This window comes from Novosphingobium sp. TK46 (assembly GCF_055361525.1).
The window spans coordinates 542,764-567,896 of sequence record NZ_CM143963.1; the positions used below are offsets into that span (position 1 = coordinate 542,764).

Annotated in this window: 25 protein-coding genes; 5 read left to right on the forward strand and 20 right to left on the reverse strand. The window is 57.9% G+C overall.

All coding sequences use genetic code 11. From position 1 onward, the window contains the following. Positions 1-730: 730 nt before the first annotated feature. A complete protein-coding gene (locus tag ACXJ1Z_RS02480; RefSeq protein ID WP_463779289.1) occupies positions 731-1,111 on the reverse strand; it encodes a hypothetical protein in 381 nt (126 codons plus the stop codon). Between the two features lie 81 nt (positions 1,112-1,192). Here ACXJ1Z_RS02480 and ACXJ1Z_RS02485 point away from each other — a divergent pair, with 81 nt between their 5' ends. Together ACXJ1Z_RS02485 and ACXJ1Z_RS02490 are read left to right on the forward strand one after the other, a co-directional pair. Continuing rightward, positions 1,193-1,384, forward strand: a complete 192-nt coding sequence (locus ACXJ1Z_RS02485; protein WP_463779290.1) for a DUF6771 family protein — start codon at positions 1,193-1,195, stop codon at positions 1,382-1,384. A 461-nt stretch (positions 1,385-1,845) separates the two neighbouring features. After that, on the forward strand, positions 1,846-3,282 hold the full coding sequence (locus tag ACXJ1Z_RS02490) for a KAP family P-loop NTPase fold protein (protein WP_463779292.1): 1,437 nt from the start codon (positions 1,846-1,848) through the stop codon (positions 3,280-3,282). On the opposite strand, the gene ACXJ1Z_RS02495 is transcribed toward ACXJ1Z_RS02490, so the two are convergent. Then, positions 3,269-3,478, reverse strand: coding sequence for a hypothetical protein (locus tag ACXJ1Z_RS02495; protein WP_463779293.1), 210 nt, complete (start codon positions 3,476-3,478; stop codon positions 3,269-3,271). The genes ACXJ1Z_RS02490 and ACXJ1Z_RS02495 overlap by 14 nt on opposite strands. Before the next feature lie 71 nt (positions 3,479-3,549). Between ACXJ1Z_RS02495 and ACXJ1Z_RS02500 the strand changes: the two genes are divergently transcribed. Next, positions 3,550-4,170 (forward strand): SOS response-associated peptidase, encoded by a 621-nt coding sequence (locus tag ACXJ1Z_RS02500; protein ID WP_463781145.1) that lies wholly within the window; start codon positions 3,550-3,552, stop codon positions 4,168-4,170. A gap of 443 nt (positions 4,171-4,613) precedes the next feature. Here the strand turns inward: ACXJ1Z_RS02500 and ACXJ1Z_RS02505 are convergent, their stop codons facing one another. From ACXJ1Z_RS02505 to ACXJ1Z_RS02580, 16 genes are all read right to left on the reverse strand, one after another. Next, on the reverse strand, positions 4,614-4,928 hold the full coding sequence (locus ACXJ1Z_RS02505) for an excalibur calcium-binding domain-containing protein (protein ID WP_463779294.1): 315 nt from the start codon (positions 4,926-4,928) through the stop codon (positions 4,614-4,616). Positions 4,929-4,955: 27 nt separating this feature from the next. Beyond that, positions 4,956-5,561 (reverse strand): hypothetical protein, encoded by a 606-nt coding sequence (locus ACXJ1Z_RS02510; RefSeq protein WP_463779296.1) that lies wholly within the window; start codon positions 5,559-5,561, stop codon positions 4,956-4,958. Then, positions 5,558-6,745 (reverse strand): M48 family metallopeptidase, encoded by a 1,188-nt coding sequence (locus ACXJ1Z_RS02515; protein WP_463779297.1) that lies wholly within the window; start codon positions 6,743-6,745, stop codon positions 5,558-5,560. Before ACXJ1Z_RS02515 ends, ACXJ1Z_RS02510 begins: the two co-directional genes overlap by 4 nt. A 17-nt stretch (positions 6,746-6,762) precedes the next feature. Next, positions 6,763-7,521: a hypothetical protein gene (locus ACXJ1Z_RS02520; protein ID WP_463779299.1), complete on the reverse strand. Its 759-nt coding sequence runs from the start codon at positions 7,519-7,521 to the stop codon at positions 6,763-6,765. 1,158 nt (positions 7,522-8,679) lie between these two features. Further along, a complete protein-coding gene (locus ACXJ1Z_RS02525) occupies positions 8,680-10,560 on the reverse strand; it encodes an AAA family ATPase (RefSeq protein WP_463779300.1) in 1,881 nt (626 codons plus the stop codon). A 10-nt stretch (positions 10,561-10,570) separates the two neighbouring features. Further along, a complete protein-coding gene (locus tag ACXJ1Z_RS02530) occupies positions 10,571-11,083 on the reverse strand; it encodes an ABC-three component system middle component 5 (protein WP_463779302.1) in 513 nt (170 codons plus the stop codon). Further along, positions 11,083-11,661 carry an ABC-three component system protein gene (locus ACXJ1Z_RS02535; RefSeq protein ID WP_463779303.1) on the reverse strand — a complete coding sequence of 193 codons (579 nt, stop codon included), beginning with the start codon at positions 11,659-11,661 and terminating at the stop codon, positions 11,083-11,085. Before ACXJ1Z_RS02535 ends, ACXJ1Z_RS02530 begins: the two co-directional genes overlap by 1 nt. Positions 11,662-12,012: 351 nt before the next feature. Next, positions 12,013-14,451, reverse strand: a complete 2,439-nt coding sequence (locus tag ACXJ1Z_RS02540; RefSeq protein ID WP_463779305.1) for a DUF5906 domain-containing protein — start codon at positions 14,449-14,451, stop codon at positions 12,013-12,015. 109 nt (positions 14,452-14,560) lie between these two features. Beyond that, positions 14,561-14,743, reverse strand: coding sequence for a hypothetical protein (locus ACXJ1Z_RS02545; RefSeq protein WP_463779306.1), 183 nt, complete (start codon positions 14,741-14,743; stop codon positions 14,561-14,563). 277 nt (positions 14,744-15,020) lie between these two features. Continuing rightward, positions 15,021-15,350, reverse strand: coding sequence for a hypothetical protein (locus tag ACXJ1Z_RS02550; protein WP_463779308.1), 330 nt, complete (start codon positions 15,348-15,350; stop codon positions 15,021-15,023). Positions 15,351-15,365: 15 nt separating this feature from the next. Continuing rightward, positions 15,366-15,584 carry a hypothetical protein gene (locus ACXJ1Z_RS02555; protein ID WP_463779309.1) on the reverse strand — a complete coding sequence of 73 codons (219 nt, stop codon included), beginning with the start codon at positions 15,582-15,584 and terminating at the stop codon, positions 15,366-15,368. Positions 15,585-15,588: 4 nt separating this feature from the next. Continuing rightward, a complete protein-coding gene (locus tag ACXJ1Z_RS02560; RefSeq protein WP_463779311.1) occupies positions 15,589-15,837 on the reverse strand; it encodes a hypothetical protein in 249 nt (82 codons plus the stop codon). Beyond that, positions 15,834-16,493 (reverse strand): TolC family protein, encoded by a 660-nt coding sequence (locus ACXJ1Z_RS02565; protein WP_463779313.1) that lies wholly within the window; start codon positions 16,491-16,493, stop codon positions 15,834-15,836. The genes ACXJ1Z_RS02560 and ACXJ1Z_RS02565 overlap by 4 nt, the downstream gene beginning before the upstream one ends. Next, entirely contained in the window at positions 16,490-16,720 is a 231-nt protein-coding gene (locus ACXJ1Z_RS02570) for a helix-turn-helix transcriptional regulator (protein ID WP_463779314.1), read from the reverse strand. Before ACXJ1Z_RS02570 ends, ACXJ1Z_RS02565 begins: the two co-directional genes overlap by 4 nt. A gap of 94 nt (positions 16,721-16,814) precedes the next feature. Further along, a complete protein-coding gene (locus ACXJ1Z_RS02575) occupies positions 16,815-17,462 on the reverse strand; it encodes a hypothetical protein (RefSeq protein WP_463779316.1) in 648 nt (215 codons plus the stop codon). Between the two features lie 121 nt (positions 17,463-17,583). Further along, the gene (locus ACXJ1Z_RS02580) at positions 17,584-18,822 is read right to left on the reverse strand and encodes a tyrosine-type recombinase/integrase (protein ID WP_463779317.1); all 1,239 of its coding nucleotides are present in this window, start codon (positions 18,820-18,822) and stop codon (positions 17,584-17,586) included. A gap of 390 nt (positions 18,823-19,212) precedes the next feature. Here ACXJ1Z_RS02580 and ACXJ1Z_RS02585 point away from each other — a divergent pair, with 390 nt between their 5' ends. After that, the gene (locus ACXJ1Z_RS02585; protein WP_463779319.1) at positions 19,213-21,384 is read left to right on the forward strand and encodes a TonB-dependent receptor; all 2,172 of its coding nucleotides are present in this window, start codon (positions 19,213-19,215) and stop codon (positions 21,382-21,384) included. A 27-nt stretch (positions 21,385-21,411) separates the two neighbouring features. On the opposite strand, the gene ACXJ1Z_RS02590 is transcribed toward ACXJ1Z_RS02585, so the two are convergent. Both ACXJ1Z_RS02590 and ACXJ1Z_RS02595 read right to left on the reverse strand, forming a co-directional pair. Beyond that, complete coding sequence (locus ACXJ1Z_RS02590) at positions 21,412-22,914, reverse strand: phospholipase D-like domain-containing protein (RefSeq protein WP_463779320.1); 1,503 nt, start codon at positions 22,912-22,914, stop codon at positions 21,412-21,414. 90 nt (positions 22,915-23,004) lie between these two features. Beyond that, positions 23,005-23,634 (reverse strand): molybdenum ABC transporter ATP-binding protein, encoded by a 630-nt coding sequence (locus tag ACXJ1Z_RS02595; RefSeq protein WP_463779322.1) that lies wholly within the window; start codon positions 23,632-23,634, stop codon positions 23,005-23,007. A 144-nt stretch (positions 23,635-23,778) separates the two neighbouring features. Here ACXJ1Z_RS02595 and ACXJ1Z_RS02600 point away from each other — a divergent pair, with 144 nt between their 5' ends. Then, a complete protein-coding gene (locus ACXJ1Z_RS02600) occupies positions 23,779-25,086 on the forward strand; it encodes a sugar MFS transporter (protein WP_463779323.1) in 1,308 nt (435 codons plus the stop codon). Positions 25,087-25,133 lie beyond the last annotated feature (47 nt).

Consider the following 25,133-nt stretch of genomic DNA (forward strand, 5'->3'; position numbering starts at 1 on the left):
GTTTGCCGGGCCGACAAGACCGCATATTGAGGCTTGGCTAAGGGTAGACAAAGGGGGATTCATGGGTTTGCTGGACGGGATACGTGGAAAGCTGAACGTAGCGAACGATGCGATAGCTGACGCTCACAAAGCTTGGAAGGACGACAGGCTGGATGGCCGGGATGCAGCAGTCGCAAAGCGCGAAGCCGCGGTTACCTCCCGTGAAGAGTCGGTTCGAGCACTGGAAGAGAGCGTTCGCAAAGCTGAAGGGCGATGGTTCCGACGGAAGATTGGCTTCGGCTTAGGCACATTAGTCGGTGCGGTGCCTTCACTCGCTGTTGGTATTGCGGTGGGCGCTCTAGTGCAGGGCGAGCCGATACCATCGTCGAAACACGAAGCACCGCTGGCACCCGCTATATCTTCAATCCCCGGCCCAAGTCCAAGCCCAGGCCCCGGCTCCAGCGCTTTTTCGCCCGGGGCAATAGCTACTCCTGTTGAGAGGGTCGGCAGTGGCGAAGTCGTCTCTAACTCCGAACCGGTGGACTTTGATGAATGCGTGCGGCGCATTGAGCGACTGTCTGAGCAGTTCGAAAGGGCACCAATCAACATCGTAGAGACGAGCGTCCTACGCATGGCCAGGTTCCCGACAGATGATGGATCGGTGCTGATCTCCTGCAGTAGACCGGATCGGAAGATGGTCGTCACAAAAAGCCCATATCGATAAGGTCTGCCAACAGGCAAACGCTGCCCCTCAAAAGCTCGACCACTCCAGCTCCGCATCGTCCAGCGCCTCGTGCATGTCAGGATCAGCGCTGAGCGTGTTCAGTCGCTTACGCACCGCCTCTGCATCGCCGTCCTTCGGAAAGCCACGATCGCCCCTTGCCGCCTGTGCGAGCTGACCAAGGAAGCCGTCTTTGTCGACCTGCAGCAACAGCCATCGCGCGAAGGCCGGCTTCTCCTCAGCCGTCTTTGTCCTGCCTTCGTCCTTGAGCCGGCTGTCGGCGGGTGCCGGTGTGAAAGCGCCGAAGTCTGTTGGCTTGGTGATGTCCTGAAAGGCGCCGCCACCAGCCGCGATACGGCCGATCTCACGCTGCACGTTCTCAAGCACTTCGCGGGTTTTGCTGGCAGTCATATAGCACCTCGATGCGAATCGTTGAGCCAGACCCATAGCATCTCACTTGCGTTATGTTCCATGTTTGTTCCAATCAGAGACATGGAACGAATCGACCGAGCCCTCATCGCTGACCTGGTAGAAACACAAAGCCCCGGCTGGGCTCGGGTAGGCCTGACCATGCCTGATCCGGATCTCAGACGCCGAGCCGCCGACGCTATAGCGGCCGTGATCATCGATGCGATCGAACCGAATGAGCAGTCCGTTGCTCGCCAACTTCCGCTTGGTCTATAGCGATGGCTCGCAGAAGCACATCGCAACGCACCATGGACGAACGATGCTTCCCTATCCGCGTTAGGTTCGCCTTGCCAGCCGATGGGATGGGCTTTCCAGATGGCGCCAGGATGACCGCCTGGATGCAAGCGAACCTCCTGCGAGGGAACTTCGCTCAGCATCCAGACTCAGGCTCAAGCTTCCATGAGGCGTTCGCGGTCTACTTTCGCAGTGTGGCCGATGCCCAGCGTTTCGTTGATGCATTTCCCGGTGCCGAGTTAGCGGATGGCACCGCCTCTGCTGGCTACACCAGCCCGGCCTTGCCATCGGGCCGCCAACCCTATTGATCTAATGGAATGCGGAAGTTGATTGGCCGCAGTCATGCACTCTGAAATGCACTCTGAATTACCGAAGATGCGGTAAGGGGATTGCGAGATTTGGCTCCGCGTTTCATGCCACTATTAATTTAGCGGAGATTCACTGTGCCGATTGAACCTTGGAAGCATGATCTCCTTGACCGGAAACGAGATGCTGAACATCTCGTGTCTGTGCTGACCCGACGATATTTCCAGCGCAAGGAAGAAGGTCGGACCGCTAGCTACATTCTCAACATCGATGCCAAGTGGGGAGATGGGAAATCATTCTTCCTTGATGCGCTCCGCACACAGTTGAGTGATCATGGTCATCTAACCGCACTCATTAACGCTTGGCGCGACGATCTATCCGATGAGCCTCTTTCGACCATGATTGAGGCTATCGACGAGTCTGTGAGCCCCATTGCCGCAAACTCTAAAACCGTCTCCGAGAAGATCGGAGATGCCAAACGGAAACTTGGCATTATCGCAATCGAGGGCGGAAAGCAGGTTGCTAAACATGCAGCCAAGCTCGGTCTCGGCATCTCAGTAGATGCCATTGCGGAAAAACTTGGCGCGTCTGAAGGTCGTGGCGACGATCTCGCAGATGATCTCGCGAAACTAGAAGGCGACGCAGCAGGGCTTATCGAAAAGCGTATTCAGCGACTACGAGTATCCCGAGAGGCAATCGCTGGGTTCAAGAAAGACGTGTCGCTCGCCCTTCGTGCGGCTTGGGATGAAGATGGCAACATCGTTGAACCTATGTTTGTTTTTGTAGACGAGCTTGATAGGTGCAGGCCGAATTACGCTATCGAACTTCTAGAGCAAATCAAACATCTCTTTGACATAGACGGCATTGTCTTTGTAGTTGCAACAGATAGTGAGCAACTCTCGCACTCGATCAAAGCAGTCTATGGTTCCGACTTCGATGGCCGTCGTTATTTGCGGAGGTTCTTTGACAGAACCTTTGTGTTTCCAACGCCTGCCCGAGAGCGCATCATCGAGAACTTCGCTAAACAGGCTGGAATCTCTTTAGAGCAGTTCTTTGTCTTCGCCGGCCAACAACCTGTCTACCAAATAACTACTTTCTTTGATATCGTTGAAGCATCAAACCGAGATGTCGAGCAGATGATGGACATGCTTGAGGCGTTCGTAACATCTTGGCCGCACAAGATGGAGATCGCGCTGGTGCTTTTATTGCCACTTTTGTGGGCCGCTTACAGAGCGCATTGGAATGACTTTGCTGCTATGAAAGCTGGGAACCCCCCATCCACATTCTCGCTCAATGGCTGGCTATTCTATTATCAGAGCTTCTCTCCCGGACAAAGGTCAGTAGCGAAAGCAACTACAAACGGCTCTAAGAGCTATGGTGAGTTCTTCCAGCTTGCAACGCTACCGCTTCCCGAGATTATTCATAATGACAGGACTGGTCCGGTTGTGGAGTATTTTGCGAGAGAGTTTCAAATCTTACATGAGAACCGCTATCAGACCGCAAGTCCGCCGATTTCGGTGCTAAACGAGTATGCAGAGCGTGCTCGGAACACAGGTCGCATCATCGAACGCTGAGATCCTTATCTGCCAGCAGATAAAAAGACTGGGCGGCAGTTGGCAGGCAATCGGTCTCGGATGATTTTGCCCGACCCTCATTGCCGATCGCAGCCGAACCGATTGCGGCGCTGTCGATAGCTTCAGCGAGTAGTTCGACCTCTGTCCTGAACTCATAATTCACTTCGATTTTAGCTATGCCCACTTGATCCAGCAACCAAGATCCACGTAAGGATTAAAGGATCGGAAGTGCATTGACTACGTTCATTGCTGCGCCATCATGCCGGCATGTGCAACCTCTACCGCATGACCAAGGGCATGGATGAAGTCGCCCGCCTCTTCGCAGTGCAGGCCGACATCGGCGCCAACTTTGCCGCCGAGATCTATCCTGGCTATCCCGGCGTGGTGGTTGCCGATGGGCACGCGCGCGCGATGAGTTGGGGCTTCCCGCTGGTGCTCAAGAGCAAGAAAACGGGGCTGCCACTAAAGCCCAAGCCCGTGAACAATGCTCGCGAGGATAAGCTCAGCACCGCATTCTGGCGCGACAGCTTCGCCAAGCGTCGCTGCCTAATCCCGGTGACTGCCTGGGCCGAAGCTGAGGGTGAGAAAGGCAGCATGACACGCACGTGGTACTCGCTGCATGGCGAGGAGCTGTTTGCAGTCGCCGGCGTCTGGCGCCCGACAGCTGAGTGGGGCGACGCGTACTCTATGGTCATGGTCAATGGCTGCGAACAGATGTCCGATGTGCACGATCGCATGCCGACGATTCTGCATCGGGATCAATGGGAGCAGTGGACTGGTGGAACGCCGGAGGAAGCGATTGCACTGGCTCAGGTGTGCGAGCTTCCACTCGGCGTTGATCGATCCCCTGAGCCGTGGGTTAAAGCGAGGTCGAGCGGACTCGCATGATGTCGGACGCGACCCGATCATGGCGGCGACCATCCATCGACTTATAGGCTAACCTTCGGCGACATATCCAGCTAATTGCTACCCTCAGGGCTGGCCGGATGTCTTCGCATCCTCTCCCAGCGCCAGCCCACGAGGCCTCAGCTACGTAGCAGCGATGTATTGGCGATCAAGAAAAAAGGCCCGATCGTTGCCGATCGAGCCATCGAAGTTTGGGAGAGGATGCCTGAAAGGCACACCCCTTATGCTGACGAATACGTAATGCTGCAAGTGCGAATGCTCGATAGTTAGTTGAGAATTTTGCAACCGCTTGTGCTCTGCTCGAAGCTCAACTCGCACCAAGTTGAGCATAACTCGCGCGACTGCTTAAGGCTCAGTTCGCCTTATAGGCCTTCCCGCTCTCAATCTCGTCGAGGAGTTGCAGGACTGTAAGATCAACGTGGCGCTCACTCGCACCCAACACCATCATCATCGCGATCTAGGCCAGCCCGGTAGTCTGGCTGCCCTCTTCGCACTGGTGCTGCACCGGCCGCACGCGCCGCAGCACAGTTCGGGTAATAGGCGTTGCCCCCGGCCCTGCCTAGAAAGCTTTGAGCCTGAACAGGGCTCGGCCGTGATCCGCCCCGATGACAGTGATAATCACCGGTCTTGCGGTTGTTGTGACACCCCTCTGCGTTCAGGCCGCCGGGATGGGCGAGGGCATCGGGAATCGCCGCTACTCCACCGAACATCGCGGCGATAACAACAAAGCAACGCGACATCACGCGACCGCCACAGCTCAGATTATATCACCCACCGAACCTCGCCGTATCGACCAACGCCCTGGCCTCATCAATCGCCTTATCGAAATAGTGCAACCGCGGAGCGTCGAACGTGGCCATGTAGAGCTTGCCTTTGATGAGTGCCGCGCGAGCCTCACCTTTCCTCGGAAGGTCATCGTCATCCCGGTATTCGTAGGTGAACCGTACACCGGCCTGTCCAAGGAACTTCTCAGGCTTTGATCCTGTAACACTGAAGCTGCCGATCTGCTTGTAGGAGCGATAGGTTCCTTCGAGCAGCTCTGGCACTTCGATGAGCAGGGTCGTCGTGGTAAACTTTGGAAGCGGATCGCGCTTTTTGTCACGTTCCTTCACCAGCGGAGAACCTGCCTCCACACCGCCGTAAAACGTCACGTCGTTCAACTGTTCGCCATCCAGCGTCCAGACCTCTGCGAACTTGCCTAGTTTAGCATCAAGCCTGTTCCAGTCGCGCGGCGGTGTAACGATGATGCCCGCCTTCGTTACCTGTGCCTCCTTGCCCTTTTCACGGTATGCATTGGCATGCGCGACACCAAAGCTGGCGAGCGCCATAGAGGCTACTGTGCACGCGAACGCGCGGCCTCGGTTCTTGGTCACGAGCTTACTCCCATTGATGCGATCGTCGTTTGAATCATAGCCGCGTCCGAGGCAGCCGGCCGCAGCTGAAGATATCGTTGTAGAGCCGCGACACCCTCGGTGCTTCGACCAGCCTTAATCAGCGACAGTCCGAGTCCGCGATGCGCATCTGCCATTTCTGGATTGAGGGAGATCGCATTGGTGTAGAACTCTGCCGCGTGACCAACGTCACGAGGGGCGCCACGCGTGCGAAAGAGCTCTGCCCGTGAGAACCACAGCTGGCCGGTCCATCCACCCTCAGCAAGCTCATTGATCAGGTACTCGCTCCCACCAAAATCATTGAGCTTGATCTGGTCGTCAAGAAAGACGGGCATCCACTTGCTGAGCGCTTGCTTGTACCGATCAGCGCCCTCATCGCGGGTCGCACCCTCCGGAGCTGCCAAAGCGCCAAGATAAGCAGCGCGCTCAGCTTCCGGTGGATGGCTGGCAAAGAATGCGACCTGGTCAAACCTAGGCTTTTTCAAGCCGCGCGCGTTGGCTGAAGCCTCTGTCTCAGCCATCAGGTTCGTCCAGATCCGCGAGGCGGCCTGCGGGCACAAAGAGCTTGAGTTCAGATACCCCAAACCGACAAGATCAGCCTCACGTTCGTTGTCTCGACTGAAGCGATAGAGCGATCCGTAGACGGAGAGCTCCATGTCGTTGAAACTGCGCTGGACATTGTAGCCGTTCGACATCGAAGCGAGCACTGCTGCCCAGCTGAGCAGATCAGTCCCTTTGCGGTGTGCCTTGAAAAACGCCAGTCCATGGCGCTTTTCGAAATGGCCGAATTCGTGCCCCAGCACGGATGCTAATTCGGCCTCACTCCGGGCTCGCAGAAGCAGCCCGCTGTAAACACGCATGGTGCCGTTTGGTGACATCGACGCGTTGAAGCTTGGTTCGCGAACGATATACACACGCGCAGCGTTGCAGCGATCAGCCCCGACCGCAGAGCAGAGCACACCTTTGACGTAGGAGGTGAGCGCCTCGTCTCGGATGACGATCGGAGAGTTAGCCAGCTTGCGCTCGCTTTCGTCATCCTCTCGCCAAGCACCTAGTTCATCCACGCCTTGCGGCTGGTAGACACCGGCATAGGGCGGCGGCGGGGGAGCCGGCTTGTAGCTTGTAGCTGCCCATGCAGGGGTCGCTAAAGCCAGCGCGGCCGCCATACCGAAGCATAGCGCCCTCAAGGCTTGGCTTCCGCGCTACGCTTGGCGACGCTGCCCGGAAACTCTTCCAAGAGCTGAACCACGCGCTTTTCAGCACCATCAACTTCGCGCACGTCGCCGCCCATGGCGAAGTCGGCATTGAGCCAAACGAGATCGCCGGTCCTGAGGTCCACAAGCCCAGCTGCACCTTTGTGCTCACCAGACGTGACTGCCAGGCCAGGCCCAAGCAACGCGACTACCTGCAGAAGCTTCCGGCCGGTTGATCCATATGCATCTTTGTTGAAGATGAAGAGAGCGTAATCGGCATCCTTGGCGCCAGGAAGATCGCGGACGCCTTCGCCCAGCGACCAGCTAAAAACACCTGCCTCGTTATCGCGCTTCTTTGTAGGCAGGCGATTTCCAACGAAGAACTGATAGTTGACGACTGCCTGAGACACTGCATCGAACAAGTTGGTGTACTCTTCCACCAGCTGCGCTTGGTTCCCGTAGCTTTCAGGCGCGAGCAACACGACGTTGCCAAGCCCAGCTTGCTGTTTCCTGAGTGCAGTCTCAATGTTTTTACGAGCCTGATCGGTCCACTCTGCATTAGGTTCAAACAATCCGCCGGTCGATTGCGCCCCTACGCTTACCTTCGGTCGGAAAACCATGATCCGTTTGCCGCTATTTGCGGGTAGCTCGAAGCCCTGCTTGATAGCGGTCCGCTCCTGCGCGAACGCGCCGCACGCAGTACTCAAGGTCAACAGCGCTGCTGTTGCCAAAAGGCCAGTTAATTTCATTACACCCCCATTTTATCGCCCCTGCCCGAGCGATGGCTTACTTCAACGGTACTTCCGGATTCGGCAAGCAAAATCATCGCTCGATGCAGCTTAGTGCGGGAGCGAAGTAGACAGGATTTCAGGAGACGTTATATCATCAAATGGGCCTATCGAGATGTTTGAGATCTCTTCGACAAGGCGGCTCAGCGCTCCGCGCCCAAGCTGCTGGGAGCCGTAAAGTAACTTGAGCAGTCTGGCCGCGCGGTCCACGTTGGTCCACGATGACCCATGCGATGGTCCACCACAAAAGCACCATTAAGCCATTGTAATCAAACGCAGGTCCAAGTGATCCATGCATTTGACGCTTTTTATCCCCACAGCGTGCAGTTGACGCGGGAGGTATGTTTAACGATCACCTTCGCTTACTGGCCGCATCGGCTTGGGCGCGCATGGTGCAATGTGCCTGGACCACTTGGATCTCTTGGACCTTTATCTCTATCTTATTAGAATGTATTGAAATTGTGGTCCAACAAGCCGGTAATTCGGTCCATGCAAGCGGGTGAACGGTCCAACGCGATCAGCAGCAAGCCAAACCGCTAAAGGTCTTCCGATGTGCAGAGCGTCCCAAGATCTGACTTGCACGGCATCGCGGCTCTGAGTATCACCGTCGTAAGTCCTCAGTGGCCCACGGCTCCTTCGCTCTCCCGTTATGGCGAATGTGTTCCGTCAACGCACAGCAAACGGGCGGCTCGGCATGATGTCGGGTGCGCAAACCTTTATGTGCGTTGAGGAACAGGATATGGATATCATCAACCGTGAAACACGTCTTCGTCGTCGGCTAGGACGGGTTGGCCTTCGTCTTTGTAAGACGCCTGCCCGGTCACACCTGCGGACCTGGTATGGCTCAGGGTACCAAGTAGTCGACGACTACCACAATGAGGTAATCTACGGGATTTGGCGCCGACCGTACGAAGCGACGTTGGATCAAGTGGAAGCGTTTGCTGCTGATCGTGCAAGGTAGTGACTTACAACTGGGGGCGCTGGGTCAAAGCAGCGTCCTTGGATCGCCTTCAACGCTCAGATGTCTTTGGGCAGAAAACTGGTACTTGAACTTAAGATCTCAACTGTGCCTAAATAAGGAAATGTCCGAGGTCAGCAGTGACACTGTCGCTAGCTTTTCTAGCCGAGTAGACTAAGTGTCCGATCGGAGTGGGTCGATTTGCGACCTACAATATAAGCAGGGCTGTCCAAGGTCGGATCAATCATTGCCGTCGCGAAAATGATCTGATGATCCACCTTAGCCAGCTTAGATCGCTGTAGAAGGAGACGTTGAAAGTTCCGGCTTCTCTCAGGCTCCATACCCTTGTCCTCGATCGTATCAATAACTGCTAAGCGAAGGTGACGGAACGCAGGGATCTCAGTAGCTGCAAACAAAAACCCAGCAATAAATGAGTTCTTGAGGTAGACTTGTGAACTTGCCGAAAAGTAGTCAACGCCGTTTACAGATATTTTGTCGCGCTCAAATGAGAAGCTTACTGCCTTAGCTTCCTCGAACGTGTCTTGCCGCAGAAGATCCTTCTTGAGGAACCAAAGTATTTCGTGCGATACAGCCGATACGCCCCGAGAGAGACGGTCGGACTCTGCCGAGATTAACCGAATGTTCAAGTCTTCGAGTTTAACGATTTCAGCTTGTGTGTCTTGCTTCTCCGCAGACATCTGATCGAGCTTTTCAATTAGCGTAGCGCGTTCGCTTAGCGCTGCCTGCTCCTGCCGCAATCGACCGATCTTCTCATATGATTGTCGAAGATTTTGCCGCAGAGGAGAAGTGGGTCTCGATTTCAAACGGTTGACAGCTTCGCTAGCAACCCGCCAAGCGGAAGACAGCTCATCGCGTTTCCCCTTTAGCCGCGCCAAATCTACCTCGCGCTCTGATTGTAGCTGAGCGGATTGCTTCAATTGCCGGCGTATGCTCGCGAGTTGTCGAAGCATCCTAGCTTGCAAGCGTTCATGATCAAATGGTTGCTGACAAAGATGACACGCACCCTCCATTTGGATCTCGATCAAGCTAGCGAAGCAACTCGGGCAATGAGTATAGCGCACTTCCCCTATATCAGAAGCTACAGCCGCAGAATCTTCGATACTCTCGATCTTGTCCGTAAGCGTATCAATAAATATGGCTGAATCTGCATGCTCTAATCTAATGCTTTCAATTTCCTGATCGGCTTCGACGATTTTCCTTTGCACCTCACTAAGTGTTGAAAGGGCTGCCGCAAGCGGCGCCAAGCTTAAGGGTTCGTCTGAGGATTCCGCAGTAGCCTCTTGCTTTTCTATGCTTACATTGAGTTGGTCAATCTCTTGGTTAAGTATTCGATACTGACCTAAAACCCACTCAAGAGTAAGCGGCGTCCCTGGTGGCAGAACAGCATATATGCTGCGCAGCGCTGCATTAACCTCATCGAGACGTGACTTCAGTTGACGAATCTCTAACTGATTTCGATAGATTTGGTTGTCGTATGCGCCGAACAGAAAGCGCCCGATAGCATCACGCAACGCGGGCGAGTCAAAAGATTCATCTCGAAATAGGCTATCGACCGAACTCATCTGATCAGAGTAATGCATCCTAAGCAGTTGATGCATCGTAATCTTCCCAGAGACTTCTGTTTGAAGTTCCGGTAGACCCAGCATACCAAAAAGCTGCTGCGAAAAACTGATCTTCTCAGATGATGAGCGGTATGGAAATCGGAGCCAATTCGCACGAGCTGCTGCCAGCGCGGCATCCATGTTACCTATGAAAATATCCATAGGCTGCTGACCTTGCATGGATATTTCACGGCTCAGTACTGCGATATGACCATTGAGAGCTACCTCGACATACGATCGCTCACATCGAAGTGCATGCTCGCTCCACTGGAAGATATTGCCGCCCAAAGCATGAATCAGAAAGGCAAGTATAGTTGACTTTCCTGAACTATTTTCACCAGCGAGCACGTTCACGCCAGGATGGAAATCGGCATCATATGCAGTGCTTTTCCCACGAGTGACCGTAAGCCTGCGAACCATCAAGGTTGGATCAGACGATGTCATACCGATATTCCAATAGGCCTGATCGATCCTTCAGACCGTCTGGTCCACTGAAAGGCAACGACAAATTGAGTTCAACGAGATACGCCAAAAGGGACTGTACGGACTTGTTACGCTTCATGGCCAAAGCTCGTAGCCCCGATGGTAGAGCACCCTCATTTATTCGAACAGCACCCACAGACTGGTCCGCTAGTTCGACGAGGCCCTTAGCTTTGAGCGTCTGAAAGGCCGCATCGAAAGTTGGCTCCATTTCTCCGAAAAGTCGCGCTCTAGCTGGGCGCTCCTCGTATGTGAATTTTCGGCGATACTCAACTTTTTTCCATTGCGAGCGCAGGCCGGTAGTTAGTCGAAAGCTTGTAATAAATTCGGGGAACAGGAGTACGAAGTCAAAAAGACGAAGCTGTTCTTCCACAAGGGGCCTATCTGCCGCTAGTAGGAGTTGAACGCAGCGTAGAGCCGAGCCATAAGGGTCGTAGGCTGGATGATAGACAAGTGCGACCATCACGCCGCCTCATGCCAGCGCACATAGCATCTATCCGCGAGCCAGTAAGTCATACCCAGTACGAGACCATGATTGATATTGAACGCGCCCTGGCAATATTCTTCTACGACGGGACAAACTATCTTCTCATGTATCTGAAGGTTAAGCTGATCGGGCGGAATACGGCCACAGGATGGATGAATGTAAGCCTCAAAGTCGGCGAATATCCGATGGAGACACAACGCTAAAAGCTGCTGTGCAGCCCCATATAGTGCGCGTTTTTCAAGGAACTTGGCGAACATCTCTTTGTGCTTTAGTGCCAAGCTGATCTTCTTTACCATGCCTGCGGCACGCAGCTTAGCTTCTAACCCATCTATGTCATCTTCGGGTACATTATCTTCGAAAAACAACAAGTCCTCGATCCATACACTCACCTTCTTATCGTCATCAATCTCCTTTTGAAGCCTGAGGACTAAATCTCTTACGGAACCACTTAAAGCGGTAGCAGTTCCATAATTATAGACTTGCGTTAAGTTACCACCAACCACGCTCCCACCTGCATTAGCATGCGAGAAATCTTGCCCGAGATCTTTTTGCACGGCCTACTTGCCCGTCTTATTTCCAGTCTTGTTGCCACCGACGATGTCTCCGCCCGCCGACGACCTGCTAAAGTCTTGACGCTTGCTGTTTCCAGACTGGCGATTAGATGCAAAACGAACGCTGATCCCGCCCGCCAGAGCACCCCCGACAAAGGAGATGATCTCGCTAGAATGCTGTGATAACCAATCCATATATCCACTCCCCCTCACCACGACGATCAGGTCTTACTGGATCTGCGGTCAAGAGCAACAACGGGGTATGCCTCTCCATTTTGACCAAGAAAGATTAGGCTTCACGCTTGCTGAAATTACGAAAGCGTACATCTACTGATCATGGTGCATGGTATCTCTTCAGCCCTCTGCCATATCCCAATCGACCACCATCCCAATCCACTGATCGAATGCAGCCCGGCAGTCGTCTAGCGCAGGCACAATGTACCGGCGCACGCGCGACCCTGCGACACGAGGCCGGCTATCCTCCAGATCCGGAAGCATCTCGCGTAGCCGCCGGCCGAATGTAGCATCGTTGGCGATCTCTCCATCGAACCGCCGCCCCTTTGCCCATTCTACATAGTTAGCACGGAGCTGATCACGGCCGATCGCCTTTGCGGAAGATGACCATTCGTCCTCCCCGTCGAAAGACGATAGGAGACCGCGCTGCAACGTCTCATGCCACCATGCTTCCACACCCTTCAGCGAAGCCAGCTTCTGATCTCGCAGTCCCCCTGTCATCGGCGGGTTGCGCACATCGAAGCCGGCCAGGTCCAGCGTCTGTAGGTGGTGCAGCAGAGCTGCGCGGCCGCCGCTGACCATCTCATCGCGCAGAGCCGCGAAGTAAGCTGCGTCGCGCTTCCGACCAGGTATATCCAGAACGAAGAACCGCCGCTCATCGAAGCTGGCGGGTACGATCCAGCTCTCATTGGACGAGATGAACACGCGTAGGACGCTTTGCACCTGGAAGGCGTTCACGCCTTTAGGTTCGATCTGCACCTGCTCCGACGTGATCACGTGCTTGAGGGCGCCTTCAGCCTTCTTGTCGCCAGCCCAGAAGCCCTCCTCCACGTGCAGCATAAGCGTTTTCTCCTGATGCGCGTTGAAGCGGCCATAAAGATGCTCAGCGTTGCCGATCTTCGTGTGATGCGGCGCGAACAGTCCGCCGACATAGTCGCCGACCGTGTCCTTGCCGGTGCCCTTCTGCCCCTTCAAAACGACAGCCGTGCCAGGCTTCTCACCTGGCCGCTGGATCATGTGGGCAAACCAGCGGATCAGCCACTGGTAAGCTTCATCATCGCGGCCGCAGATCGTGTCGCGCAGGTGAGTGAGGAAGAGACTGCATGATGCCGCGGCATCCGGCCGCACCGAGTAGCCGCGCCAGTGATTATACGCACCTTCTGGTCCTCCGGCCGGCGCGAAGACGATTCCGTTGGGGTAGGTCGCCCGCTTGGAATGGCGCATCCAGGCCTTCGTGATCGCTTCAGTGCCCGTCTTGGTCTTGCAGCGCTTGTATTCGTAGAAGTTGTTGAGGTCGGTCACCGAACCATAGGAGGTGCCACCTGATGGTTTGTGGTGAAGGATGACGCATTTGCCCTCCACCATTGCCACCCCGTGTTTGCCGTTCAGCTGGGTAACCCAATCGTCTTGCGCAGGTTCGTCGATTGTGCCGCCGTCCCAATCGCCGTCGGGTGCCGGTGCAGCAGGGGGTGGTGAGTCACTGGTCTCCAAGGCACTGAATTCGTCGTCAATTTGAGAGTTGTCGATGGTTGGTTGGTCATCATCCAGGGGCTCAAATTCATCGGCAGAAGTCGTGCGATCGCAGCCGCCACTGTCCTCGTTTGCCCAGCTGATTATGCGACGAAAGGTGATGGGTCGGCCGCGACGTTGGCGTCCAAGCGAACGCCACATCTTACGAGTGACACCCTTCTGCCAACCGGGCATTTGCGCGGAATATTCCTCCCAGATAACGAGACCTTCGACACCCGCCCGAAACTGGTGGTGCAGCGCCATGCCGATGTCACGCCAACTGTGGTAGTCGGTCCACCGATGCTCAAGGAGCTGGCTCAGTCGTCGCCGAACATCGGCAACCGAGTAGTCCTCGACCCGCTCCGAGTCAGTATATGGCTTGTTGCTGTCTTCGTCTGCCCCAGCGGCCGCGATAGCCACCGATGGGATAATCGGGCCGGCACCGAGCTCCAATTCCAAAAGGTCAAACGGCGTGATCCATCGATATGTTTGACCGCTGTCCGGGTGGATGCTGGGCGGTAGTACAACCTGTTTGTCGGTGCCGAACAGTTCCAGCTCCCAAGTCCAATGCCGACCGGTAGAGTCGTTGAACTTGATCCCGCTGACAGCCAGCTTGCGCGAGCGGAACGGCTTGTCGGTAACGAAATAGATGTGCCGCGACTCGCCTCCCGAGCCGGATTGAACGGTCGGCAGCGAATGAAGATCGACGCCGGGAAGCAGGGCGCCCAGCGTTTCCCATGCTAAGTCGGCTTCATCCGGCTTGCGGATATCCATGTCGATCACATGGAGGAAGCCACCCTCAACGCGCGACGGCTCGCCGAGCCGCACACCGACGTTATTGCCAGCAGTGTAGGATGCCTGCAGTTCGGCCACAGTCGCAACCGGACGCTCCTGCCAAGCTTCACCGATAGGGCTCTTCTTCTTAGGATAAAGCCAGTGCATCGCGAAGCCAGCCTCGACCAGCGGACGGATCTCATTGATAATACTCTGGGCACGACCTTCAGACGCAAGAAGACAGGCGACATCATCGCCGCTGGTAAGCAGTTCCATGTTTGCAGAGGCCTTGTGTTGAGGCCATCGAAGTGGTACTTAGATACCGCTTACTTACTTCGATGAGCGAACGTCGTCCGGTGATGCAGATCCGGGCGGCGTTTGTTTTTCAGGACGTAGGTTCATCTCGCAGGATCGGCAGCAACAGTTCCGGAATGTGGTCGAACCGCTTCCAGGTTGCCCAGTCGATCGGTTCCGTGATGACGAACCGCCAGCCATCCGTGAAGTCCGCTGGCGCGCATGCCTGAAGTGCCATGTTCCGGGCGGGCATGCGGCCAATCACCTTCGCCATGCGATCGCGAACACGCACCTCATGGAGTGCGGCGTTAGCAGCATCACATAGGCTAAGCTTTCCCTCCAATCGGAAGCGCTTCTTTAGATGGCGCCAGAGTCGCAACCAGCCTCGCAGCTTCGTGTGACGGGGCGTCAAGGCTGGATCTCCTGCCGATGCTGCTCATGTTCCCGGGTGGCCCGGCGACTGTCAGAGCGACGAACGCGTTTGATCCGCTTCAGATCGGACTGCGAAAGCCGATGATCTCCAAATGGCAGCCGTGCCAGCCTGCGCGCGTTCACGACGCGGCCTTCCGTGCATGCTGGGCCATTGAAGCGGCTTCCTCCCGATGCCGCTTGGTTGCTCGTTCTTTGTCGGTCATCGGTGCGGTCGCAGCAGGTGATGCGCTGACAGGGTTGAGCGCGGACGCGTTGGGTGCCTGTGCCTCATCGGCTAGTGGCGGGTAGCCAGCCAAGCCCACTTGTCGAGCGAGTAGTACCAGTTCGGCGGCTTCCGGGTCTGATGGCGATCGCCCCTGTTCACCGTCAGCCGGCTGGTGGGCGTAACCCTTCAGCCCGACAGCCCGAGCAAGTGCGACCAGTTCTGCGGCGGTTGATTCCTGTGCCATGGTTCTGTTCTCCAGTTAGGCCGGGCGGATGACGCCGGCAGACACAAGCTTGGTGACTTCAGAGGTCGTCATCTCGGGGTAAGTTGCGGTGTCGAAGGTCGTGCCAGGCAGCAGCGTGAGCGGCTCGTGATACCGTGTACCCGACCATTGATTCATGAAGTCGTTCGCGGGGCGGCTCAGTTGCCCACCTGGCTTTTTCACAACGAGCGAGTTGATGGTGACATAGTTGGCCATGGTCTCAGCCCTTCCCGGTTGAGAGAAGTTCAGCCTCAGTGGGCCACCGAGCGGCCTCGGCCGTAACAAGCTCGACGGCATCAGCATCACCGCCTTGCAGCCACGACACCGGAAACATCGTATTGGGTTGGAGCCACCGAGTTGCCTTGCGCATGACTGGTGTACCGTCCGGATTCCAAGTGCCAGTGGCGATCATGGCAACATCCGGATCGGCAATGACGACGGTGTGAACAGCGATTAGATGTGTGTTCATGACGTGGGTTCTCCCTTGATTTCAGCGAGGATTGGCTGCGAGATCGCGCGGGCCTCGGCGAAGAGGTCGTCAGGTGTGAGGTCCGCTGGACGAACGTTGTCGGGGATCGCCTTGAGTAGTCCGGAGAGCAGGCGAGATCCGTTGATGGGCACAGGTGCTCCTGCGGGAATCGGGAACCCACTGGTTCCGAGTAGACCCGCAAGGATCTGATCAGCCGCAATGAGCCGACGTGCTGGAGCTGACAGGCTTGCTAGCGCCGTGCGGATCTCATCTAGAGCACTGCCCTGGACCTCAGCAACGAGATGGAGCGACGGAAGTGCAAGTGCTGCGCGAAGTGGCCCGACTGCGGCTTCTGCAGCCTTGACCCTGCGCTCCTGCAGCGTGATGGCCGCGAGGATTGCAGGTTGCTCCTCCTTTAGCTTTGCGAGCTTATTGTCTCGACGTGGTTTCTTTGGAACAGCATGGTCACCATCAACTATACGGCTAGCATCTTCCTCAAGTTTCTCGGCTGACATGATTTCAATGTCATGCTCGTTTTGACTTTCTGTCGCCTGCAATTCTCCAAGGCGCGCTCGGCTTGTGGCGACCTCCCTCTTTGCGGCAGTTACATCCTCGAACGCTTGGCGAAGCGGCTCGATAGAGACAGCCCCGCTCATGCGGCAACTCGCGCAGCGATGACGGCGTCAAGCCACGGGCGGGGAACGCCTGCAGCACGACCGTCGGCCGACAGCTTGATCGGTCGAGGCAGATGCCCTTCGCGAGCAAGGGTATAGTATGTGGTGGCCGAACAGCCGAGATAATCTGCCGCTTCACGCGGCTTAAGCAAGGGGCCAGTGGCCGGAATGCCGGACCATGCCTGCAAAACGTCTGAAGTAGATGGCACTACCTGTCTCCTGTTCCGCCAGAGCAAGCTGGCGACAACAGAAGAATAGGTGATTCGGCCTTAGACTTGACCGGGTTGCATCATGCAGCGATCTCTAACGATCGATAGGGCCAAGAACGTGTTCTTCAGAGACATTCACAATCGTATCATCTAGGTTAGTCCGACTGTAGAAGCGCTTCTCGGGCCAACGCGTCATCCTCAAGGCAGCCGCTACCAGTAAACGCGTGTAACTCCTCGCGTCCGCATGGGCCTGTATCGAAGGCGGTAGCTCTGACTCCTGTTTGCTCTTCCTTGCCGAGTATCCGCTTGCGAGGGAGTCTGCCTGCACTTCCTTGATCACCGGACCAAGGTCGTTTTCCAAATGGGAGTAGCGCCCTGCCTTCAGCCCTGCTGAAATCGCTTTTGATGCCATGGCAGCAGCCCTTGCTGCTGAGCCAATATTATCCTGCGCCAAAAAGTATTGCATCAAGCCGTCCTGCAGATGAACGTTCTCATGCTTCGCGTTAGCTGCGGGCAGAGGCACTTCGAAGCCCGGCTCATGGCGCTGTGCAAGCAGCACAGCCAATTGCACCCATTGCTCGGACGATGGGTGCCAATCAGCATATTGGTTCGGGTCGAAGAGCAAGCGTCTGATTGCGTCCGTGTACTGAACGGTTTTATTGCGAACACGCCTACTAAAGGCGCTGTCGGTTTCGCCCGGTTTCCTCCCTAATCGCTCAAGCCTGCGCACCTCACGGTACATGCGCCGACGGAGTTTACCGGCCGAATTGGGCTCATCTGCTAAGCCGTACTTGATAAATAGCGCCCGTAGGCGCGTATCGTCCTGGACGGAGGCTGATTGCGCAGAGTCTATTGCATTCTCGTCACATCGCATGATGTCGACCTACACCGACATGGTTGACCACACCCTCAACATGCCTCCCCCAAGCCACGAGCGCGTCCCCCTTTTCAGCCTTCCAGTCATGACGCTGATAGACACCCGCGATCCCTCCCCGCGCCCCTGACACATGGTTCAGAACGGCTTCGGTTACCTCGAAGCGGACTCCCAATCGCTGCAGCCCTGTGGCGACGGTCCGTCTTAAGTCGTGAACACGCCACGGGTCGACTTTGGGAAGCTGATCATAAGGCATATCTTCTGGCAGACCCTTCCGGATGATCTTCGTAATTTCGGCATCAAGGGTTCGCTTGGCCTTGCTGTAACCTGAGATCTGGGCTTCACCATTGCTCGTCAGTACAGCGCCGGTGGTCGGCCACTCCGCTCCGCCTGCCAGCTTGTCGAGCAGCGAGATGGTGGGCACGCTTAGCGCCACAACGTTAGCCACGGAGTTCTTCGTGCGCTGTGTCGGCAGCACCCACTCAGCGGCGCCGCGGTCCAGCTCAGACCACGTCATACCGGCCACCTCATCTCTGCGTTGGCCGGTCACGATCAGCAGCTTGTAGAACGCTTGGAAAGCCGATGGCAGCGCGTCGGCCGCTTTCCAGATCAAAGCCAATTCGGGATCAGTGAGAACGCGCTCCCGCGGCTTCGGTTTGCTCGGTCGACCAGCGTCTCTGCAGGGGTTGGCATGTAACCGCTCTAGCCGTGGCATCGCCCAAGTGAAGAAGGAGCTGAGCTGCGCATGCACCGCCCGCGCCATCGTCGGAGCCGCGACAGCGATGTCATCGGTAAGCTTGGTCACCTCGCCACGCGTGATGGTGTCTGCCAGTCTGTCGCCGAACTCGGGCAGCACGTTCTTTTCTAAGATCCGCTTCACCTCACCATGCGATCGCAGGTGCTCCTTGCTCTGCAAGTATAAGGGCAGAAGCGCTCGGAACGTCAGCGCGTCATTCGTGACCCGCTTCCCTGCGATCGGCGCTTTGCCCACCTCAAGATCGTTGAGGAGCGATCGTGCCTTCCTCCTTGCATCAGCGAGCCCAAACCTTTGAGAAAAGGTGCCAAGCGTAACATTGTGGACCTTTGCGCCCTGCCGCTTACGAAGGATGAACGTCCTTGTTCCCTTGCTGCTCACGCGAACACGCAAACCCGGGACGTTGTCGTCCTGGTATTCGACCCGCCCGGACTCGGGAGCCTTCAACGCTCGAAGCTTCGTATCTGTTAGCATCCGCCATCGCCCTAATCGTCGCGAACATGTTACCCCGGGTAACAGATTAGGTCAAATATAGCCGTTCAGAGCCGCTCACTACGGGAAACAGTTTCCAATGTTTTCAACTAATAGTTGAACGAGGGTGAACGTAGATGAACGGTGTTCGATTATTTGTAATCAGGGGGCCACGGGTTCGAATCCTGTAGCCGGCACCAGTGCTGTCATGCGGTTCCATGCCCCCTCCATATTTTACCGCCCTTCGTAAGCGCATGGGCGATCTGATGCGGCTGGACAAAGCGTCTGGGGCGATGCACGCTCGTACCGTTCCGCGCTAGTGGGAGCACCGGGGGCGAATTTGCAAAAGCGAAGCCCCCCAAGTGCCGCGGACGTTTGGGGGAAGAACATACCATGCGCACATCGATAATGATCGCAGCCGTGCTTTGCGCAAGCCACGCCAGCATTGCCGCAGCCCAGGTTGCGCCGGGCGAAGCGCATGAATCTGGAGCGGATAGCGGCGAGATCGTGGTCACCGCGCAGAAACGCAACGAGCGATTGCTCGACGTGCCGATGTCGGTCGCGGCGATCTCGGGCGACCAGTTGACGTCTTCCGGCGTGTTTTCTACCGTGAACCTGCAGCAGACCACGCCGGGCGTCGTCACCGTGAACAATGGCTTCGGCTTTCTGCCGGTGATCCGCGGTATCCAGTCGACCGGCACCTCGCCAGGCGATGAGACCAACGTCGCGGTCTACCTCGACGACATTTCGCTTGGCACGCCGATCTCGGGCTTCTTCGACCTGGCCGATGTCGAGCGGATCGAAGTGCTAAAAGGGCCGCAAGGTACGTTGTACGGACGAAACGCAACCGGCGGCGCGATCAAGATCGTCACCCGGCGGCCCTCGTTCGATACGCAAGGTTCTCTCGGACTCGACTACGGATTTCGCTATCGCGAGGTGCGCGCCAATGGATACCTGACCGGCAAGATCGCCGAAGGCGTGGCGGGATCGCTGAGCGGCGCCGTGCGGCGCGGGCGCGGCTTCATCAAGGGCATCGCCGGAAACGACGGCGAGTATTACGGCGCGCCGAAGAACTACATGGTGCGCGGCAAGCTGCTGATAGAACCGTCGAGCGATTTCTCCGCCGTACTCGCAGCCGATACTTGGAAGCAGCAGAACGATTCGGTTTTCATCTCGATGATAAAGGGCGGGCTGAACCCCTTTCCCGGTCCGGGTTCGGTCGCCAACGCGCCGTTCAAGTACGCCAGCGTCACCCAGCCCAAGGCCGACCTCAAGGGTTATGGCTTCAGCCTCGACATGAACTGGCAGGTGGCCGACGACATCGGCGTGCGCTCTTTGACGGGCTATCGCCACGTCGAAGTGCAGTCACAGTCCGATACCGACCGCACCAACCTGCCCACCGGATCGAACCAGCTGAGCCAGTACCAGAACGGCTTCAGTCAGGAGTTCAACGTCACCGGCGGCGCCGACAAGACGATCACCTGGCTGCTCGGCGCGTTCTATTGGAACTCGGACGCGGGCAATCCGTACTTCCGCACGATTGCGGGCGATTCGCCCGGTGGCACGATCGTGTCGAACTTCACGAACAAGATGAAGAGCGAGGCGATCGCCGGTTTCGCCGACGCGACAGCCAATCTCGGGCAGTTCCATCTCACCGGCGGCCTGCGCTACAACTCGGAGACCAAGGACTTCCATTGGGAGAATCTGGTCAACCTGGCCGCACCGCAGGTCGATCGCAAGCGTACATGGAACAGCACCACCTGGCGCGCCGTGGCCCGCTATGACTTTTCGGACAACGCCAACGTCTACGCCTCGGCCAGCACCGGCTTCAAGAGCGGCGTTTACAACGCCTACTCGCCGTTGGGCATCCCGGTCGATCCCGAGAAGATCACGGCTTTCGAGGTGGGTGCGAAGGCGCGCGTCTCGGGGATCAACCTCGCCGCCGCCGCCTATGCCTACAAGTACACCGACATCCAGGTCAGCGCCTACTCGTTCGTGGGTACCCCGCCGACGCTGCAGCTGACGCTGAGCAATGCGGCCAGCGCCAAGATGCGCGGGCTGGAGTTCAACGCCGATGGCAAGCTGGGCGCAGGGTTCTCGTTCAACGCCGGTGTCGGCTGGGAACCGACCGCCAAGTACAAGCGGTTCACCACCTCGCAAGTCGTCGCCCCAATCCCCGGCGCGACCGGACCGGTGATCCAGCAGGTGCTGGTACCGTTCGACAGCTCGGGCAGCCGCACCGTGCGCACACCGAAGGTGACCGCCAACTTGCGGCTCAACTACGAAGGCGATCTGGCGGACGGTCGCCTGAAGGGTGCGCTCTCCGGTTCGTACGCGTCGGCCAAATACTGGCAGCCGGGCAACTTTTCGCGCGAGGGCGGCTTCGTGCTGGTCAACGCCAGCGTCGGGTGGACCGAGCCGAGCGGTCGCTTCACGTTCTCGGTGTGGGGCAACAACCTGACGAACCAGGAATACTACACCGACTATGTGCCCAACGTTCGCGGCGACAGCGTCAAGTTCGCGCCCAAGCGCGAGGGCGGCGTCGGCGTGAACTTCGCCTTTTGATCGCCGCCACGCCTGCTGGTCGACACGCTAGAGGTAGCTGTCGATCGGCAGGCACGACAGCAACCAAACCAGCGTGCGGCTGAAAATCGTCGTACCCGGCTCAGTGCTTTCGGGTTCGGGATCATCGTCGCGCGCGTCGGTCCAGCTGATAACCCCATGGCCGTCGCTGCTGAGGCAATAGACGGTTTCGCTGATATCCTGATCGAACGAACGGGACAGGCCGCTGGCAAGCTCTGGAGAGTCGATCAGCAGGCCCATCTCGGTGTTGAGGTGCGCCGAGCGCGGGTCGAAATTGGCCGACCCGACATAGACCTGCCGCCCGTCGACGCCGATCGTCTTGGCGTGCAGGCTGCGCCCCTCGTCGCGCAGGGCCCGCCGCCGGGCCGAAGTCGTGCGAACGAACTTGGTCGCCGTCTTGGGCTTGTCGTCAGGCGCCGGCATCTCGTAAAGCTTGACGCCCGCGTCCAGCAAGGCGGGACGGCATGGCGCGTACCCGGTGTGCACGAAGCCGACGTCGGTAGCGGCGAACGAGTTGGTAAGGACACGCACCCTAACGCCGTTTCGTGCCAGCGCGGCCAGTTGCGCAGTGCCTCCGGGCGTGGGCACGAAATAGCCGGATATCACGTCCAGCTCGCGCTGTGGTCGATCGAGCCCGGCGGGCATCAGCGTGCTCAGATCGTTGGGGCCCTCTCCCCGCTTGCGGTCGCTGTAATCGTGGTTGATCAACCGCGAGCAGGCCCAGATCATCGACACCGTGCCGTCGATCATCTCGCCCAGCAGCCGGCGCTTGCCCACGGCGTCGCGATAGCGCTGGGCTCTCGCGCTATGCGCCAGCGCGATCGCGGCCTGTTCCACCTGCCGGCGTTTGCGCGCGGTCACCCGTCTTGCGACCCCGTGCACGGGATAGACGTCGGTGCCGTTCCAATAGCGGTCGAAAGCGCGCGACACGTCGGTTACCACCGCCCCCACCGCCAGCACGTCGAGGTCGGCGAACTGCCCTTTCTTGCGCGCGGCGAAGTATTCATCGCCGATGTTTCGCCCACCCACGATCGTGGCCTGATTGTCGACGGTGAAGCTCTTGGCGTGCATTCGGCAATTCAGCCGTCGAAAGGCGAAGAGGTAGTTGATCGGCTTGGGCCAACGCACGACGCAGGGATTATAAAGGCGGACCTCGAAATTGGGCAGCTCCGCCAGCATCGACAGCCGCGCATCGAGCCTGGCCGTGCCGATGTCGTCCACGATCAGCCGCACGCGCACGCCGCGCCCGGCCGCGTCCTTCAATTCGTCGAGCAACAGCGAACCCGACAGATCATCGTGCCAGATGTAATATTGCACATCCAGCGTCCGCTCGGCCGAACGGGCTAGCAGCACGCGCGCCGCAAAAGCGTCCTTGCCGTGACGCAGCAACTTGTGTCCGGTTAGGGTGTCGTCGTCGGGCGCACGGCGGTCGATCTCGCGCGCCAGCGTGGTCGACCCGGTATCGAGATCGACATGCGACTTCGGACCTGGCCCTGGGGGGCGCAGCTTCAAAAACTTGGGCCGTTTCAAGATGCGGTACTTTTCACGCGCACGCAGATGCGACCGCTGCGCCGCCGATGCAAGCATTGCGCATCGCTGATTTTACCAGTCCGGCATCTGGACGACATGATCGGCGAGACGCTCCACCTCGCTGCGTTCATGGCTCACGTAAAGGATAGGAAGCCGCAATTCGTCGCGAACCCGCTCGATCACACGCATGATCTCCTCGCGACGCCCGGCATCGAGCGAGGAAAGCGGCTCGTCCATCAACAGGAACCGCGAGCCAGCCAGCAACGCCCGGCCGATCGCCACCCGTCGCGCCTCTCCTCCCGAAAGATTGCGCGGCATCCGGTCGAGCAGGTGTCCGATGCCCAGGAACTCTACCGCGTCGGCCGGGTCCATCCAGCGCCGTCCCTCGGGAGCTAAAGACCAGCCATAAAGCAGGTTCTGCGATACGTTGCGGTGTGGAAAAAGCCGGCTGTCCTGGAACACATAGCCGCAAGCGCGCTCGTGGACCGGCACGTTCACGCGTGCCTGGGTATCGAACAGCACTTGCTGCGCCACGGCGATACGTCCCCTGTCGGGCACGATCAGACCTGCGATCGCATCCAGAACGCTGGTCTTGCCCGCCCCCGATGGCCCGAGCAGCGCCGTCAACCCCGTCGCCGCCCGGAACGCCACGTCGATCTCGCGGTCGCCACGACGGATCGCGATGTCGATATCGAAGCTCATCGATGCCTCATAGCCGAGCGACCGACCGTGCCAAGCACGCTTTGACCGGCCCGGCATATCGCGCCTCGTCCCATCACGCCTAAAATCGGTTTTCCGCGCGCGTCTGTGCTTGTCACCACCCGTATCGCACTGGCAATGAGGTGTATGGTCCAGACCCCCGCTCGCGCAGCCACCAGCACCGATCCCGACGTTGCCACAGGCACCGGTGCCCACATCGATGCGCCGGAGTTGCGCGTGTTCGTCATGGCGCTGTTCTTCATCTTCGGCGGCATCACGTCGCTCAACGATGTGATCATTCCCAAGCTGAAGGACCTGTTCACGCTCAACTACGCGCAGGCGTTGATGGTGCAGTCGGCGTTCTTCGCCGCGTACTTCCTCGTCTCCATCCCTGCTGCGTTGCTGGTCAAACGAGTCGGCTACATGCGCGGTGCGGTCGCCGGGCTGCTGGCGATGATGGCGGGGTGCCTGCTGTTCATCCCCGCGTCCGCAAGCGCCACGTTTGGGGTGTTCCTGTTTGCGCTGTTCGTTCTGGCGAGCGGCGTGACGATCATACAAGTCGTTTCCAACCCCCTGATTTCGCTGCTCGGCCCGCCCGCCACGGCAGGTTCGCGGCTGACGTTCGCGCAGGGGTTCAACTCGCTGGGCACGACTCTCTTTCCATACGTGGGATCGATCCTCATCCTGGGCGGCCTGGCGACGGTCGATGCCAGCAAGCTCACCGGAGGCGCCCTCGACGCCTATCGCCATGCCGAGACCCAAGTCGTTACACAGACGTACATCGGCCTTGCCGTAGCGCTGCTGATCGTCGCCGCCGTCGTCTGGACCCAGCGCAACCGCCTCAAGGGCGAGCGACATGACGGCGGGTCGGTAGCCGATGGTTTCGCCTTGCTGCGCCAGCCACGCTTCGCATTCGGGACGGCATGCATCTTCCTCTACGTCGGTGCCGAGGTTTCGATCGGTTCGCTGATCGTCAGCTATCTCGAACAATCGCACGTACTCGGACTGGGCGAACAGGCCGCCGGCAAGCTCATCCCGTTGTACTGGGGCGGAGCGCTGGTGGGTCGATTCATCGGTTCGGCGGTGCTGCGCACCGTCGCTCCGGGCAAGGCGCTCGCTTTCAGCGCCGCCTGCGCCATCGGGCTGTTGCTGGTATCTAGTAACTCGACGGGTGTCGTTGCCGCCTACAGCCTGCTGGCCGTCGGCTTGATGAACTCGATCATGTTCCCGACTATCTTCAGCATCGCCAGCGAAGGCCTGGGGGACAAGGCAGCCGATGGATCGGGCGTCATCTGCATGGCCATCGTCGGCGGCGCGATCATTCCGCCGTTGACAGGCCACCTGGCCGATACCGCTCACAGCCTCTCCATCGCAATGGCGCTGCCGATGGTCTGCTATGCGGCCATCTGCACCTACGGCTACTTCACGCGCCGCCCGCTGGTATCCGCCACCTGACCGAGATTACCGGTTTGATCCCGGTTTTTCCAACGTTGCTGACGGGC

Coding starts and splice junctions, on each gene's coding strand:
- ACXJ1Z_RS02480 (WP_463779289.1), bottom strand. CDS start 1,111: ATGACTGCCAGCAAAACCCGCGAAGTGCTTGAGAACGTGCAGCGTGAG.
- ACXJ1Z_RS02485 (WP_463779290.1), top strand. CDS start 1,193: ATGGAACGAATCGACCGAGCCCTCATCGCTGACCTGGTAGAAACACAA.
- ACXJ1Z_RS02500 (WP_463781145.1), top strand. CDS start 3,550: ATGTGCAACCTCTACCGCATGACCAAGGGCATGGATGAAGTCGCCCGC.
- ACXJ1Z_RS02505 (WP_463779294.1), bottom strand. CDS start 4,928: ATGTCGCGTTGCTTTGTTGTTATCGCCGCGATGTTCGGTGGAGTAGCG.
- ACXJ1Z_RS02515 (WP_463779297.1), bottom strand. CDS start 6,745: ATGGCGGCCGCGCTGGCTTTAGCGACCCCTGCATGGGCAGCTACAAGC.
- ACXJ1Z_RS02520 (WP_463779299.1), bottom strand. CDS start 7,521: ATGAAATTAACTGGCCTTTTGGCAACAGCAGCGCTGTTGACCTTGAGT.
- ACXJ1Z_RS02525 (WP_463779300.1), bottom strand. CDS start 10,560: ATGGTTCGCAGGCTTACGGTCACTCGTGGGAAAAGCACTGCATATGAT.
- ACXJ1Z_RS02530 (WP_463779302.1), bottom strand. CDS start 11,083: ATGGTCGCACTTGTCTATCATCCAGCCTACGACCCTTATGGCTCGGCT.
- ACXJ1Z_RS02540 (WP_463779305.1), bottom strand. CDS start 14,451: ATGGAACTGCTTACCAGCGGCGATGATGTCGCCTGTCTTCTTGCGTCT.
- ACXJ1Z_RS02545 (WP_463779306.1), bottom strand. CDS start 14,743: ATGGCGAAGGTGATTGGCCGCATGCCCGCCCGGAACATGGCACTTCAG.
- ACXJ1Z_RS02550 (WP_463779308.1), bottom strand. CDS start 15,350: ATGGCACAGGAATCAACCGCCGCAGAACTGGTCGCACTTGCTCGGGCT.
- ACXJ1Z_RS02555 (WP_463779309.1), bottom strand. CDS start 15,584: ATGGCCAACTATGTCACCATCAACTCGCTCGTTGTGAAAAAGCCAGGT.
- ACXJ1Z_RS02560 (WP_463779311.1), bottom strand. CDS start 15,837: ATGAACACACATCTAATCGCTGTTCACACCGTCGTCATTGCCGATCCG.
- ACXJ1Z_RS02565 (WP_463779313.1), bottom strand. CDS start 16,493: ATGAGCGGGGCTGTCTCTATCGAGCCGCTTCGCCAAGCGTTCGAGGAT.
- ACXJ1Z_RS02575 (WP_463779316.1), bottom strand. CDS start 17,462: ATGTACCGTGAGGTGCGCAGGCTTGAGCGATTAGGGAGGAAACCGGGC.
- ACXJ1Z_RS02580 (WP_463779317.1), bottom strand. CDS start 18,822: ATGCTAACAGATACGAAGCTTCGAGCGTTGAAGGCTCCCGAGTCCGGG.
- ACXJ1Z_RS02585 (WP_463779319.1), top strand. CDS start 19,213: ATGCGCACATCGATAATGATCGCAGCCGTGCTTTGCGCAAGCCACGCC.
- ACXJ1Z_RS02595 (WP_463779322.1), bottom strand. CDS start 23,634: ATGAGCTTCGATATCGACATCGCGATCCGTCGTGGCGACCGCGAGATC.
- ACXJ1Z_RS02600 (WP_463779323.1), top strand. CDS start 23,779: ATGGTCCAGACCCCCGCTCGCGCAGCCACCAGCACCGATCCCGACGTT.